Origin of the sequence: Streptomyces endocoffeicus (assembly GCF_016741935.1) — a bacterium.
GTDB classification, from domain to species: Bacteria; Actinomycetota; Actinomycetes; order Streptomycetales; family Streptomycetaceae; genus Streptomyces; species Streptomyces endocoffeicus.
This window is the reverse complement of sequence record NZ_JAERRG010000057.1, coordinates 1-15,356: the sequence shown is the minus strand read 5'-3', so window position 1 is coordinate 15,356 and position 15,356 is coordinate 1. Positions and strand designations below refer to the sequence as shown.

The 15,356-nt window shown below is 71.9% G+C and carries 2 protein-coding genes (1 of these 2 running past the window's edge); both read right to left on the bottom strand.

Annotation, left to right across the window (positions count from 1 at the left end; all coding sequences use genetic code 11):
* Positions 1 to 11,272 carry the 5' portion of a type I polyketide synthase gene (locus tag JK364_RS56500; RefSeq protein ID WP_230993837.1) on the bottom strand. 9,611 nt of this gene lie to the left of the window's left edge, so the window shows 11,272 of its 20,883 coding nt (coding positions 1-11,272); it begins with the start codon at positions 11,270 to 11,272; the stop codon falls past the left edge of the window.
* On the bottom strand, positions 11,273 to 15,356 hold a 4,084-nt coding region (locus JK364_RS51305), incomplete at its 5' end, for an SDR family NAD(P)-dependent oxidoreductase (RefSeq protein ID WP_201858378.1).

Here is a 15,356-nt window from a genome sequence, read left to right as displayed (position 1 = left end):
CCACCAGCGACGACGAACACGCCGTATCGATCGTGACCGCCGGACCTTCCAGGCCCAGCGCGTAGGACACCCGGCCCGACGCCACGCTCGTCGAGTAGCCCGTCAGCCGGAAACCGCTGCCGTCGCCATCGGGCAGTTGCGAGCCGTAGCCCTGGTAGTACAGGCCGGCGAAGACCCCGGTATCGGAGCCGCGCAGGTTTGAGGGGTCCAGGCCCGCTCGTTCCAGCGCCTCCCAGGACACCTCGAGCAGCAGCCGCTGCTGCGGATCCATCGCCACCGCCTCACGCGGCGACACCCCGAAGAACTCCGCATCGAAGTCAGCCGCGCCGGACAGGAAACCGCCCACCCGCGCGTATCCGGCAGGCTCAGTCTCCCAGCCCCGGTCCGTCGGGAACTCACCCATCGCGTCCACACCGTCGGCGACCAGCCGCCACAAGTCCTCCGGCGAGGACACCCCGCCCGGGAAACGGCACGCCATCGACACGATCGCGATCGGGTCACCGGTCACCGCCGGGGCCGGGGCGATCTCCGCGGCGGCCGGAGCCACCCCGGTCACCCGCGCCACCAGATGCTCGGCCAGAACCCGGGGGGTCGGGTAGTCGAAGACCAGCGTGGCCGGCAGCGTCAGCCCGGACGCGGCGGCCAGCCGGTTACGCAACTCCACCGCCGTCAGCGAGTCGAAGCCGAGATCCCGGAACGCCCGGTCAGCGGGAACACCATCACCGTGGCCGAGCACCACCGCGGCGTGCTCACGCACCAGATCCAGCACGACCCGCGGATGCTCCGCCGACGGCAACGCGGCCAGACGACGGGCCAGCGCCCCGCCACCAGCCCCGGCAACGGCCGCCCGCCGCGGTGCACGACCCAGGCCAAGAAGCACCGCCGGCACCGGCGAGCCCGCCGCGATCGCGTCGCGGACCGCACCCACATCCAGGCCGGCCGCCACCACCGGCCGGCCGGTGCCCAGCGCCCGGTCCAGCAGACCCAGCGCCTGTTCCGTACCCAGCACCACACCACCGCCACGCGCCAGCCGTGCCCGGCCGGTGCCGGTGACCCCGGCGGTCATGGCACTTGTCTGCTCCCACAGACCCCAAGCGATCGACACCGCCGGCAGCCCGAGCGCCGTCCGGTGCGCGGCGAGAGCATCCAGGTAGGTGTTGGCCGCCGCGTAGTTGCCCTGCCCGGGGTTGCCGAGTAGTCCGGCCAGGGAGGAGAACAGCACGAACGTCCGCAGATCAAGATGCTCGGTAGCCTGATGCAGATGCCAGGCCGTGTCCGCCTTGGCCGCCAGCACCCGGCCCAGCGATTCACCGGTCAGCGACGTCACCGACGTGTCTTCGAGAACCCCGGCCGCGTGCACCACTCCGGACAGCTCCGCGATACCCGCCACCAGCGCGTCCACCGCGGCACGGTCGGACAGGTCCGCGGCGACGATCCGGACACGCGCTCCGGCCGCCTCCAGGGCGGTCGTCAACTCGGCGGCGCCGGGCGCATCCGGTCCCGACCGGCTGACCAGCACCAGATCCCGTACCCCATGCCGGTCCACGAGATGGCGGGCGACCAGACCGCCCAGCGTCCCGGTGCCGCCGGTGACCAGCACCGCACCGTCGCCCACGCCGGGCAGGCGCAGCACGATCTTGCCCACATGCCGGGCCTGGCTCATGAACCGCAGCGCAGTGCCCGCCCGCGCCACCGGCCACACCGTGACCGGCAGCGGCACGATCCGCTCCAGGACCTGCTGCCACATCTCCGCGAGCCGCTCGGGAGCAAAGTCCCCCAAGTCGAACGGGACCTGCCGCGGGTCGCGGATGTCGGTCTTGCCCAGTTCCACGAACCGGCCACCGTCGGCCAGCATCCCCAATGACGCGTCCAGCAGCTCCCCCGTCAGCGAGTTCAGCACGACGTCGACCTCGCCGAACTCAGCGGCGAAGTCCGCCGTACGCGAAGAGGCGATGTGCGTCACGCCCAGCGCCGCCACCGCGGCCTGCTTGGCCGGACTCGCCGTCGCGAACACCTCCGCCCCCGCCGCCAGCGCCAGGTGCACGGCCGCCAGGCCCACACCACCGGACGCCGCGTGGATCAGCACCCGGTCCCCCGCCCGCACCCGGCCCAGATCGAACAGTGCGTGATGAGCGGTCAGATACGCGGTCGGTGCCGCGGCCGCCTCGACGTCGCTCCATCCGTCCGGGATCGGCACCAGCGGCCGCGCATCGACCACCGCCAGCGGGCCGAACGCCTGGAACATCCCCATCACCCGGGTGCCGGCCGGAAGGCCGGTCACCTCCGGGCCGGTCTCGATCACGACACCGGCGCCGTCGGTGCCGGGCGGCCGGGTGTCGTTCGGCATCATGCCCAGCGCCGACAACAGGTCGCGGAAGTTCACCCCCGCCGCACGGACCGCGATCCGGACCTCATGCGCCCCCAGCGGCCGCTCCGCGTCCGGCGCCGGGACAGCCCGTACCTCGTCCAGGTCACCGCCCGCAGCCCACTCCAGCCGCCACGCCTCCGGGCCGAACGGCACTTCCAGACCCGTGGGTAGAGGGCGCAGCCGGGGTACCAGCACCGCGCCGGCCCGCAGAGCCAGCTCTTTCTCACCGATGGCCAGGGCCGGGGCGACGACCGCGTCGGACTCGGAGCGGCCGTCGTCGTCGAGCAGCACCAGACCCACATCCGGGTGCTCAGACCGCGCCGAGCGGACCAGCCCCCAGATCCCCGACGACTCCAGCCCGGCGACCGTGTCGCCCTCGGCCGCCGCGACCGCCTCACGGGTACGGACCACCAGCCGCGATCCCGCCGGATAACCAGCCTCCAGCCACGCTTGTACGAGGGCTAGCGCCCCTGGCAGGTCCGCGGGCTCGGCCATAGCGAATACCGGCTCGCCCGTCGCGTCGGGCAGGTCGAGCTCTGGGCCGACCTGGGCCCAGGCCTGCTCCGGCGCCGGCCCGAGGCTGAGCGGCGCCCATTCCAGCGCCAACAGGCCAGTGCCCGCGCCGGGACCGGCGAGCCGGCCGGTGTCCACGGGGCGGGACATCATCGCACCGGCCGACACCACCGGCTTACCGTCACCGTCGGCGGCGAGCAGGGAAAACGCATCCGGACCGGCCGGACTCAGCCGCACCCGCAGCGCCGACGCCCCGGTCGCGTGCAACCGCACATCACGCCACGCAAACGGCAGCAAGACTTCCTGGCCGCTCTCCTCGATCGCGGCGACAAGGAGGGTGTGCAGCGCGGCGTCCAGCAGCGCCGGATGGATCCCGAACCCGTCTTGAGCGTCCCCGGCGGGCAGTTCGGGCAGTTCCACTTCGGCGTACAGGTCATCGCCGAGCCGCCAGACCGCCTGCAGACCACGGAACGCCGGCCCGTACTCATACCCCCGACCGGCCATGACGTCGTAAGCGTCACTGACGGCAAGGGCCTGCGAGCCGGCCGGAGGCCACTGCCCTTCGAGGCCTTCCACCATGCCGGCGGGATCGGCCAGGGACGCGGTCGCGTGCCGGGTCCACTGCTCCCCGGTACGGGAGAACACGGCCGCCTGACCGCCCTCGACCGACACCTGCAGATCGACCGGATTGCCGTTCAGGACCAGAGGCTGCTCAAAGGTGATCTCCCCGATCGCCGGCAACCCGGCCCGGTCACCGGCGTGCAACACCAGCTCAGCCAACGCCGCCCCGGGAACCAGCACCGTCCCCGACACCGCGTGATCAGCCAGCCACGGGCTCGTCCCCGCCGACACCCGACCCGACAACACCCAACCCGCATCCTCAGCCAGCCGCACCACGCTGTCCAGCAGCGGATGCCCCGCGTTACCCCGGCCCGTACCGCCACCCGACGCCCAGTAGCGGCGGTGCTGGAACGGATACGTCGGCAACGTCACCGGCTTTCCACCGGCTATCAAACGGGTCCAATCCACCACCACGCCATGAGCCCACGCCTCACCCAACGAGGCCAGCAAACGCCGCTGCCCACCATCGTCACGGCGCAGCGAACCAACCGCCCAACGCCCCTCGATCCCGGGCATCAGCACTGGATGCGGGGACACCTCCACGAACCCGGCCACCGGCATCGCCGCTATGGTCTGCGCGAACCGCACCTGCTCCCGCAGATTCCGCCACCAATACGCGGCATCCAGGTCGGCGGTATCCACCAACGTGCCTGTCACCGCCGAATAGAACGGCACCCGACCCGCCCGCGGTACCACCCGCACCGCCAACAATTGCTCCCGCACCGACTCCACCAACGGGTGATGACTCGCGTAATCCACATCAACCCGCCGAGCACGGATCCCCGCAGCCTCACACCGCGCCGCCAACGCGTCCAGCGCCTCCGGCGCCCCCGAAACCACCACTTGCTCAGCCGCATTGACCGCCGCAACCACCAGCCCATCGGCCAGCATGCCCTCAACCACCTCGGCAGCCGCCGCCACCGACAACATCCCACCAGTACCCGCCAACGCCACCAACGCCCGACCCCGCGCGATCACCAGACCAAGAGCGTCCTCCAACGACAAGGCCCCCGCGAAACACGCCGCAGCGAGCTCACCCTGCGAATGACCCACCACAGCCGAAGGAGCGACCCCCGCGGCCTCCCACACCCGAGCCAAACCGACCATCATCACAAACAACGCAGGCTGAACAACCTCCACCCGCTCCAAACCAACCCCGGACACCAACGCATCCCGCAACGGAAAGTCCACCAACCGCTCACACTCGGCCACGAACTCCGCGAACACCGGCGAACAGGCCAGCAACTCACGCCCCATCCCCAACCACTGAGACCCCTGCCCCGGGAACACAAACGCCACATCACTGCCCGACACCAACGGCCCACCCGACTCCACCCGCACCAGAGCCTCATCCAACTCCACACGGTCAACACCCAGAACAACCGCCCGGTACTCCAGCCCCGCCCGGCCACCCGCCAGCGACACCGCAACATCCGCGATGTCGGCCCCTGTCGGGACATCCGACGCCAGCCGACCCGCCAGCGCCCGCAGCGCGGGGGCCGACCGGGCCGACAGCACCCACGGCACCACCCCGCCCGTCACCACCGGCACCGCGTCTGAGGCCTGCGCCGCAACCGTATCCGGGGCCTGCTCCAGGATCAGGTGCGCATTGGTGCCGCTGATCCCGAACGACGACACACCCGCCCGCCGCGGACGCCCCTCGGACTCCCACGAGCGCGCCTCGGTCAGCAGCCGCACATCGCCGGCCGACCACTCCACATGCGGCGACGGTTCATCGGCGTGCAGCGTCGGCGGCAACGTCCCGTGCCGCATCGCCTCGACCATCTTGATTACCCCGGCCACGCCGGCCGCAGCCTGGGTGTGGCCGATGTTCGACTTCACCGACCCCAGCCACAACGGCCGGTCCTCGGGCCGGTCCTGTCCGTACGTCGCCAGCAATGCCTGGGCCTCGATCGGGTCGCCCAGCGCCGTCCCGGTTCCGTGCGCTTCGGTGACGTCCACATCGGAGGGAGAAAGCCGCGCGTCAGCCAGGGCCCGCCGGATCACCCGCTCCTGCGACGGACCGTTCGGCGCCGACAGACCGTTGGACGCACCGTCCTGGTTCACCGCGCTGCCGCGCAGCACCGCCAGCACCGGATGCCCGAGCCGTCGCGCCTCCGACAACCGCTCCAGCACCACCACCCCGACGCCCTCGCCCCAACCCGTACCGTCGGCGGCGGCCGAGAACGGCTTGCACCGGCCATCGGACGCCAGGCCGCCCTGCCGCGTGAACTCCGCGAAAATCCCTTCCGTCGCCAGCACCGTCACGCCACCGGCCAGCGCCAGCGAGCACTCCCCGTTCCGCAGCGCCTGAGCCGCCAGGTGCATCGCCACCAGCGACGACGAACACGCCGTATCGACCGTCACCGCCGGACCCTCAAGACCGAAGGTGTACGCCACCCGGCCGGACGCCACGCTCGACGCGTTGCCCGTCATCCCGAACCCGCCCGCGCTCCCATCCGGCAGCCGCGAGCTGTAGTCCTGCATGGCCAACCCGGCGAAGACCCCGGTGTCCGTGCCCTTCATCGCGGACGGGTCCAGACCGGCTCGTTCCAGCGCCTCCCAGGACACTTCGAGCAGCAGCCGCTGCTGCGGGTCCATCGCCACCGCCTCGCGCGGCGAGATCCCGAAGAACTCGGCGTCGAAGTCCGCCATACCGGACAGGAAGCCGCCTACCTGCGCGTACTCCACCGAATCCGTCTCCCAGCCACGGTCCGCAGGGAACGCGCCCATCGCGTCCACGCCGTCCGCGACCAGTCGCCACAGATCCTCCGGCGACGCCACCCCGCCGGGGTAGCGGCACGCCATCGACACGATCGCGATCGGCTCACCGGCCGACCGTGCCGGCACCACCTCCGCCGAGGAGTCCGCCACCCCTGATACCCGCCGCAGCAGGTACTCGGCCAAGGCCTGCGCTGTCGGGTAGTCGAAGACCAGCGTGGCGGGCAACGCCAGCCCGGACGCCGAGGCCAGCCGGTTCCGCAACTCCACCGCGGTGAGCGAGCCGAAGCCGAGATCCCGGAACGCGCGGTCGGCCGGAATGCCGCCGGCGTCGCGATGGCCGAGCACCAGGGCGGCCTGCTCGCGGACCAGATCCAGCAGGAAGCGGCGCTGCTCGGGAGCGGGCCGGCCGCCGAGCCGACGGCCCAGTGCGCCGTGGTCCGCCGCGCGGCGCGGAACGCGGACCAGGCCGCGCAGCAGCGCCAACTCGGGCAGTCCCGCGGCCACGCCGGCGCGAACAGCGGCAAGGTCCAGGCCCGCCGCCGACAGCGCGTCTCCGGCGGTCAGCGCGGCATCGAACAGCCGCAGGGCGGTCTCGGTGGGCAGCGGCGCACCGCCGCGGGCGAGGCGGACCCGGTCGGTCTCGCTGAGCCCGGTGGTGATGGTGCTGCGCTGCTCCCACAGGTACCACGCGATGGACACCGCCGGGCGGCCGGCGGCCTGGCGGTGCGCGGCGAGCGCGTCCAGGTAGGCGTTGGCGGCGGCGTAGTTGGCCTGTCCGGGGCTGCCGAGCAGGCCCGCGAGGGAGGAGAAGAGTACGAACGTGGTCAGGTCGCGATCCAGCGTCGCCTCGTGCAGGTGCCGCGCGGAGACGGCCTTGGCCGCGATGACCTGGGCCAGGGACTCGGGCGTCAGCGCCGCGAACAGGGTGTCCGCGATGAGGCCGGCCGTGTGCACGATGCCGGTCAGGTCGGGGATGTCGGCGACGAGCGCGTCGACGGCGGTGCGGTCGGCCAGGTCGGCGGCGACGACCCGTACGCGTGCTCCGGCGGCCTCCAGGTCGGCGGCCAGCGCGTCGGCGCCGGGTGCGTCCGGGCCCGAGCGGCTGGCCAGAACGAGGCTGCGCACCCCGTGCCGGGCGACGAGATGCCGGGCGACCAGGCCGCCGAGCGTGCCGGTGCCGCCGGTGATCAGCATGGTGCCTTCGGTACCGACGCCGCCGGCCCGCGTGGCGTGCTCGTCGGGGGGTGTCGGGCGCAGGCGCGGCACTCGGATCTCGCCGCGTCGTACCGCGAGTTCCGGTTCGCCGGAGGCGATGGCGGCGTGCCAGACGGCGCCGGAAGCATCGTGGCCGTCTTCGTCGAGCAGGATGAGCCCGGCGTCGGGGTACTCCGCCCGAGCCGAACGCACCAGGCCCCAGACCGGTGCCTGGGCCAGGCCGGACACCGCGTCGTCGGTCCCGGCCGCCACGGCCTCCCGGGTCGTCACCACCAGCCGCGAGCCGGCCGGCCGGTCCGCCACCACCCAGTCCCGCACGACGCCGAGCGCCCAGGCCACCGGGTCCTCGCCCTCGCACAGCGCGACCACCGTGCTCGGTTCCCCGTCCGGCGCGGCGACGGTCTCGCCCGGCCGGATCGTGCTCCACGCCGGGGACTCGCCCGCCGACACCGCCGACACCGGTATGGGCTCCCAGCGCGGGCTGAGCAGCCGGCCGTGGCCGCGGGCGAACTCATCGGCCGTTATCCGGCGGGTGCTCATCGCCCGGATCCGCAGGACCGGATCGCCGTGGCTGTCCACGGCCAGCAGCCCGGATCCGATCGAGCGGGCCCGAATCCGCCGGGCACCGACGGCCAACAGCCGTACGCCCTCCCAGCGCTGGGGCACCTCGTCCGGGCCCAGATTCAGCGCGGCCTGGAGCAATCCGGGGTGGATGCCGAACCCGTCCTGCTCCTCGTCGGTTTCCACCTGCACCAGGACGTCCCGGCCCTCGGGCCCGGACTGCGGATCTTCGGCGAGATCGTCGGTCAAGGTCGCGGTGGCGTGCCGGGTCCACAGCTCCTCGCCGACCGGCCGCGAGCTGACCGTGGCGCGCTCGCCGCGCACGCTGATCTGCAGATCAACCGACTCGCGCTCCGGCAGCACCAGCGGGCGCTCGAACGTGATCTGCTCGATCGCCGGAAGGCCGGCGCGCTCGCCGGCGAACAGCACCAGTTCGGCCAGCGCCGCCGCCGGCAACACCGTGACGCCCAGCAGCTCGTAGTCGGCCAGCCACGACGCACTCGCACCGGAAAGCCGGCCGGTGAACAACCACTCGTCCGAGTCGGCCAGGGTGACCACGGCGGCCAGCAGCGGATGCGCCGCCGCCGCCAGGCCGGCGGCGCCCAGACCGGTCACCGCGCCAGATCCGGCCGGCCAGTAGCGGCGGTGCTGGAACGGGTACGTCGGCAACGCCACCTGACGACCGGCCGGGACCAGTCGGGTCCAGTCCATGGCAGCGCCATGAGTCCACGCGTCGGCCAGGCCCTTCAGCAGGCGCCGGGCCCCGGCGTCATCGCGCTCGGCCAGGCCGGCCGCCCACACCTCACTGTCATCGCCGTCGTAGACCGCAGCCGACAGCACCGTGTCCGGACCGAGCTCAACGAACCCGGCGATGCCCCGCTCGTGCAGGAACCGGACCACGTCGTGGAACCGGACCGTGCCGATCGCCTGCTCCACCCAGTGCCCTGGCTCGCCGAGCACATCCGCGCCTGCCACCGCCCCGGTGACCGCGGAGACCAATGGGATCTGCGGCTCGGTGAACTGAACCCCCGCCACTACCCGCGCCAGCTCGTCGGCGATCGGACGCATCAACGGGGAATGGAACGCGTGGCTGACCTCCAGCCAATGCACCTTCCGACCCACGAGCCGACCCACTGCCTCCTCGACGGCGTCACGATCGCCGGAGAGCACCACCGCCGACGAACTGTTCACCGCCGCCACCGCGACCCGGTCCTCCAGACCGGACAAATCCACTTCCTGTACGCCGGCCTGTACCGCGGCCATCGCCCCGCCCGACGGCAGCGCCTGCATCAACGCGCCCCGCGCCACCAACAACCGCACCGCATCCTCGAGCGACACCGCACCCGCCACATACGCGGCCGTCACCTCACCGACCGAATGACCGGCCACGAAATCCGGCTTCAAACCCGCGGCCTGCGCCACCGCGGCCAGCGCCGCTTCGAACGTGAACACCGCCACCTGCGTAAACGCGGTCTGATGCACCTCGGCGCCGGAGAACATCACCTCCCGCAGGGAGCGGCCCAGCAACGGATCCGCCACCGCACACACTTCGTCCAACACCGCCGCGAACACCGGCGAACACTCCGCCAGCTCACGCCCCATACCGACCCACTGCGACCCCTGACCCGGGAACACCCACGCCACCGGACCCCGCACCACCGCCCCGACCGACTCCACCGCCGCCAAACCCTGCTGCAGTTCCGCACGGTCAGTACCCAGCACCGCCGCCCGGAACTCCAGCCCCGCCCGGCCCCGCGCCAGCGACCCCGCCACATCGGCGATGTCGGCCCCGGCCGGGACATCCGACGCCAGCCGACTTGCCAGCGCCCGCAATCCCGCATCCGACCGCGCGGACAGCACCCACGGCATCACACCACCGGCCACCACCACCGGCGGCGCCGACGAAGCCGCAACCGGCTCAGCGGAAGCCTCTTCGAGGATCACATGCGCATTGGTCCCGCTGATCCCGAACGACGACACACCCGCCCGCCGCAGACGCCCCTCCGACTCCCACGAGCGCGCCTCGGTCAGCAGCCGCACCTCGCCCGCCGTCCAATCCACATGCGGGGACGCCTCGCCCGCGTACAGCGTCGCCGGCAGAACCCCATGCCGCATCGCCTCGACCATCTTGATCACACCGGCAACCCCGGCCGCCGCCTGAGTGTGCCCGAAGTTGGACTTCACCGAACCCAGCCACAACGGCCGGTCCTCCGGCCGGTCCTGCCCATAGGTCGCCAGCAACGCCTGCGCCTCGATCGGGTCCCCGAGCGTGGTCCCCGTCCCGTGTCCCTCGACGGCGTCCACATCGGAGGCCGACAGCCTCGCACCGGCCAACGCCGCCCGGATCACCTGCTCTTGGGACGGCCCGTTGGGAGCCGACAGGCCGTTACTCGCGCCGTCCTGGTTCACCGCACTGCCCCGCAGCACCGCCAAGACCGGATGTCCGAGCCGCCGCGCCTCCGACAACCGCTCCAGCACCACCACCCCGACACCCTCACCCCAGCCGGTGCCGTCCGCTCCGGCCGAGAACGCCTTGCACCGGCCATCGGATGCCAGCCCGCCCTGTCGTGCGAACTCCGTGAACGCCGCCGGGGTGGACATCACCGTCACGCCCCCGGCCAGCGCCAGCGAGCACTCACCGTTGCGCAGCGCCTGCGCGGCCAGGTGCATCGCCACCAGCGACGACGAACACGCCGTGTCGATCGTGATCGCCGGGCCCTCCAGGCCGAACGTGTAGGCCACGCGGCCGGACGCCACGCTCGACGCGTTGCCGGTCAGCCCGTACCCGCCCGCGTGGCTGTCGGACAGCCGCGATTCGTAGTCCTGGTAGTACATGCCGACGAAAACCCCGGTGTCGGAACCGCGCAGGCTCGAGGGGTCCAGGCCCACGCGTTCCAACGCTTCCCAGGACACCTCGAGCAGCTGCCGCTGCTGCGGGTCCATGGCGAGGGCCTCACGCGGCGAGATCCCGAAGAACTCGGCATCGAAGTCCGGCGCGCCGGACAGGAAGCCACCTTCGCGCACGTACTCGGACGGCTCGGTCTCCCAGCCCCGGTCGGCCGGAAACGGTGACATGGCATCGGTGCCGTCGGCCACCAGCTGCCACAGGTCCTCCGGAGACGCGACGCCGCCCGGATAGCGGCAGGCCATGGCCACAAGCGCGATCGGCTCATGGGCCCGCTCCTCGACCGAACGCAGCCGTTGCCGGGTGCGATGCAGGTCGGCGGCGACCAGCCGCAGGTATTCCGCGAGTTCCTGTTCGGTCGCCATCTATTCCACCTCGCTGGAGCCGACCTCGTCGCCGAATTCGTCGGCGACGAGCTGGATCACCTGGTCGATGCTCGCGGACATGATGTGGTCCGCCATGTTTGTCTCGTCGGGCTTGTCGTGATCGTCAAGCCGCCACAGCAGCGCCTTCAGCCGGTCGCGCACCTCGTTACGCAGCGCCGCGTCGTCCGCCGCAAGCCCGGCGAGCGCCGCCTCGACCTGGTCAAGACCGCCGAGTACGGGCACCGGGTCCGGAGCGGCCTTCACCGCGGCCGGGGCCGCGCCGGTCACCTGGGTCAGCAGATACTCGGCCAGGTCCTGCGGTGTCGGGTAATCGAAGACCAGCGTGGCCGACAACGCCAGCCCGGACGCCGCGGCCAGCCGGTTACGCAACTCCACCGCCGTCAGCGAATCGAAGCCCAGATCCCGGAACGCCCGGTCAGCGGGAACACCCGCGCCCTCGCCATCACCGTGACCGAGGACCACCGCGGCGTTCTCACGCACGAGCTCCAACAGGACAAGGGACCGCTCAGCCTCACCCAGACCACCTAGCCGGCGGGCCAACACGCTGGTAGAGCCTGCGGCGGCCGCGATGGCGCGACGTGGCGGACGGCCCAGGCCTAGCAGCACCGTCGGTACCGGCGTCCCGGCCGCGATCACACCACGGACCGCACTCACATCCAAGCCCGCGGCCACCACCGGCCGGCTGATGCTCAACGCCCGGTCCAGCAGGCCCAGCGCCTGCTCGGTACCCAGTAGCACACCGCCGCCCCGCGCCAGCCGCGCCCGGTCCATCTCGGTCAGCGTGCCGGTCATGCCACTCGTCTGGTCCCACAGACCCCAAGCGATCGACATCGCGGGCAATCCAAGCGCCGTCCGGTGCGCGGCGAGGGCGTCCAGATAGGCGTTGGCCGCCGCGTAGTTGCCCTGCCCGGCGTTGCCGAGCAGCCCGGCCAGGGACGAGAACAACACGAACATCCGCAGGTCCAGATCCCGCGTCGCCTCGTGCAGATGCCGGGCGGCGTCCGCCTTGGCGGCCAGCACCCGATCCAGCGACTCGCTGGTCAACGAGGTGATCGGGGTGTCCTCGAGCGCTCCAGCGGCGTGCACCACTCCGGCCAGACCGGGGATGTCCGCGACCAGCGCGTCCACCGCGGCCCGGTCGGACAGGTCGGCGGCCACGATCCGCACCCGCGCCCCGGCCGCCTCCAGCTCGGCCGCGAGTTCGGCCGCGCCCGGCGCATCCGGACCGGACCGGCTCGCCAACACCACATCCCGGATCCCGTACGCGTCCACCAGATGCCGGGCGACCAGACCACCCAACGTCCCGGTCCCACCGGTGATCAGCACCGCACCCTCACCCACACCGGGCAGGCGCAGCACGATCTTGCCCACATGCCGGGCCTGACTCATGAACCGCAACGCCGCACCCGCCTGAGCGGCCGGGAACACCACGACCGGCAACGGGACAGCCGTCTCCAGGACCCGCCGCCACATCGCGGCAATCCGGTCCGGATCCAAATCCCCCAGGTCGAACGGCACCTGCCGCGGATCACGAATATCAATCTTGCCCAGCTCCACGAACCGGCCACCCTCGGCCAGCATCCCCAACGTGGCGTCCAGGAACTCCCCCGTCAGCGAGTTCAACACCACGTCGACCTGACCGAACTCATCGGCGAAGTCCGTCGTACGCGACGAAGCGATACGGGCCACGCCCAGCTCAGCCACCGCCGACTGCTTGGCCGGACTCGCCGTCGCGAACACCTCCGCCCCCGCCGCCAAGGCCAAGTGCACCGCCGCCATACCCACACCACCGGCCGCGGCATGGACCAGCACCCGATCCCCCGACCGCACCCGACCCAGATCGAACAGCGCGTGGTAGGCGGTCAGATACGCGATCGGCGCTGCCGCCGCCTCGACATCGCTCCACCCGTCCGGGACCGGCACCATCAGCCGCGCATCGATCACCGCCAGCGGGCCGAACCACGGGAACAACCCCATCACCCGCATGCCGGGCACCAGACCGTCCACCCCAGGACCGACCTCGACCACCACCCCGGCACCCTCGCCGCCCGGTTGCCGGGAATCGGCGGGGAGCATGTCCAGGCCCTTCAGCACATCGCGGAAGTTCACCCCCGTCGCGCGGACCGCGACCCGCACCTCATGCGCTCCCAGCGGCCGCTCGGCGTCCGGCGCCGGAACCGCCCGCACCCCGTCCAGGTCGCCGCCCGCAGCCCACTCCAACCGCCACGCACCCGGACCGGCAGGCAACTCCAACCCATCCGAGATCGCACGCAGGCGGGGCACCAGCGCCGCCCCCGCCCGCAACGCGATCTCTTTCTCCCCGGTGGCCAGGGCGGCGCTGAGGGATTCAGCGGATTCGGGGCCGCCGTCGTCGAGCAACACCAGACCCGCATCCGGATGCTCGGACTGCGCCGACCGCACCAGCCCCCAGACACCCGACGACTCCAGCCCAGCGACCATGTCACCCTCGACCGCGGCAACCGCCTCGCGGGTACGGACCGCCAGCCGCGACCCCGCCGGGTAACCAGCCCCCAACCACGCCTGCACCAAGGCCAGCGCCCCGGGCAGATCCGCCGGCTCAGCCCACGCAAGCACCGGCTCGTCCGTCACCTCGGGCAGATCCAGCTCCGGGCCCACCCGCACCCAAGCCTGCTCCGAAGCCGATCCCAGACTCAACGGCGCCCATTCCAGCGACAGCAGCCCCGCGTCCGTGGCGGAGCTGGTGAGTTGGCCGGTGTCGGACGGGCGGGAAACCATCGCCGCCGCCGACACCACCGGCTGACCCTCACCATCAACAGCCAGCAGAGAAAACGCATCCGACCCGGCCGGACTCAACCGCACCCGCAACGCCGACGCACCAGTCGCATGCAACCGCACATCACGCCACGCAAACGGCAACCGCACCCCGTGACCGTCCTCCGCGGCCACGATCACCACGTGCAGAGCGGCGTCCAGTAGAGCCGGGTGGATCGCGAACCCGTCCTGGGTATCGCCTGCGGGCAGCTCGACCTCGGCATACAGATCCTCGCCGAGCCGCCAAGCCGCTTGCAGACCACGGAATGCCGGCCCGTACTCATATCCGTGACCGGCCATGACGTCGTAGACATCGTCGGCGGGGAGAGCCTCGGCGCCGGCCGGGGGCCACTGCCCGTCCAGACCTTCCACCGTCCCGGCGGGATCGGCCAGGGCCGCGGTGGCGTGCCGGGTCCACTGCTCCCCCGTCCGGGAGAACACGGCCGCCTGACCGCCCTCAACAGATACCTGCAGATCAACCGGGCTGCCGTTCAGCACCAGAGGCTGCTCGAAGGTGATCTCCCCGATCGCCGGTAGCCCGGCCCGGTCTCCGGCATGCAGCACCAACTCCGCCAACGCCGCGCCGGGTACCAGCACCGTCCCCGACACCGCATGGTCGGCCAGCCACGGACTCGTCGCGGCCGACACCCGCCCCGACAACACCCAGCCCGCATCCTCAGCCAGCCGCACCGCACTGTCCAGCAACGGATGCCCGGCACTACCCCGACCCGTCCCACCGCCCGACGCCCAATAACGGCGATGCTGGAACGGATACGTCGGCAACACCACCTGACGACCGACCGGGACCAGACGGGACCAGTCCACAGCAGCACCATGAGTCCACGCCTCAGCCAGACCCGCCAGCAGACGACGAGCCCCCGCGTCATCACGCTCGGCCAGGCTCGCCGCCCACACCTGCGCCCCACCGTCATGGACCACAGACGACAGCACCGTGTCCGGACCGACCTCGACGAACCCGGCGACGCCACGCTCATGCAGGTGACGGACCGCGTCGTGGAAGCGGACCGTACCGAGCGCCTGCTCCACCCAGTGACCCGGGTCACCCAACACCTCAGCACCGGCCACGGCCCGGGTCACCGCCGACACCAATGGGATCCGCGGCTCGGAGAACTGAATCCCCGCCACCACCCGCGCCAGCTCATCGGCGATCGGGCGCATCAGCGGGGAGTGGAACGCGTGGCTGACCTCCAGCCAACGCACCTTCCGACCCGCGAGCCGACCCACTGCCTCCTCGACGGCGTCACGATCG